Genomic DNA, 1355 nt, shown 5'->3' on the forward strand with positions numbered 1-1355 from the left:
ATGGGTTGAGTAAGTCTAAGGAAAATGGTGCCTTACGAAGATTCAGACCGACTTGACGTGTCATTAACTGCAAGACGTTATCTAAATTCTGATTTTGGTTCCAATCAAGTTGTAAACGAATTCTTTCTTCTGAAGGCTCTATTCGATAATGTTTAGCAATAGTTAAGACCGCCTGTAGCCAAGGCTGGTAATTTATTTTTGTCATCATGGTTGTACTTCGAACCCCTGAATTGAAATATTATTTAAGCCATAGGCTTGGCGGGAACGTCCTGTTGCTTCAATGTACTGAACAATGCTGCTATAAATGTCATAACGTGCTGATTCGAGTTCTGAGTTGGCACTATGAATAGCTTGTTCAGCATTTAATAAATCGACCAATGAACGCGTACCGAGCTTGTATTGCTCTTGATAGAGTTCACGTGTACGAACCGTTGTTGCTTGGCGACTTGCCAAAACCTGCATTTGACGCTGTTTATTTTCAATCTGTTCGCGACTTGTTCTAATTTGGTCCAGAACATCCATATACACCGAATTCACTTTGGCTTTTGCAGCTTCTTCGGCATAACTTGCCATTTTTACTTGTGAAGCGGTAGCACCGCCTTGGTAAAACTGACTGGTTGCTTCAAGCATGACTGAACTATATAAACCGTCATCTTTGTCGTTATTCGGGTTTTTACCATTAATCGCCTGACTTACCGAACCTTTCACAGCCAAGGTCGGATATCGGGTTAAACGGGTTTGTTGTTTTTGAGCTTTTGCAACCTCAACACCTGCCTGCGCGGCAATCATTTTTGGAATAGTATTAAACTCAGGTTCACCATAAAGATCAGATTGCTTCACGAGATCATCGGAAATAATCCATCCGGTATGACTAACATCCGCACCTAATAAGGTTCTTAAATGCTGTTGGTATTGACGTAATAATGATTGCTGAGCAATCAAAGCAGACTGCGCTGCCTGTAAGTATGACTGAGCCTGAATTGGGTCGGCTTGACTCGCGACACCAGCGTTTGCACGCAGGTTAGCAATTTCCTGAATACGTCGAATACCGGCAATTTGCTGCTCAGCAATTTTATTAAGCTGTAGATAACGCTGAATATTCACAATGGTCTGTGCAACATCCAAAGCTAGAGTATCAACGCTAACCAAGACGTTGGCTTGTTCAACCTGAACTTTCGCTTCTTCAACATCAACACCTGATTTGACTTTACCGAAGTCATAAAGCATTTGGGTAGCACTTAAGGTTAATAACTGCCGACCTCGTTCTCCACTGCTTAAATCACCAGTCGTAATCCCTCCTGAAAGCTGGGGATAGTAACCGGCTTTAGCAACATCAACTCCTGAATTTTGACCTG

The 1355-nt window shown here is 42.2% G+C and carries 2 protein-coding genes; both read right to left on the reverse strand.

Going from position 1 to position 1355, the window contains the following annotated elements; genetic code table 11:
• On the reverse strand, positions 1-208 hold a 208-nt coding region (locus VXQ92_RS18205), incomplete at its 3' end, for a hypothetical protein (RefSeq protein ID WP_416682750.1).
• A partial coding sequence (locus VXQ92_RS18210; RefSeq protein WP_140963687.1) for a TolC family protein occupies positions 205-1355 on the reverse strand: 1151 nt, incomplete at its 5' end. The genes VXQ92_RS18205 and VXQ92_RS18210, both read right to left, overlap by 4 nt.

The sequence above is a fragment of the Acinetobacter sp. 228 genome (genome assembly GCF_048147885.1).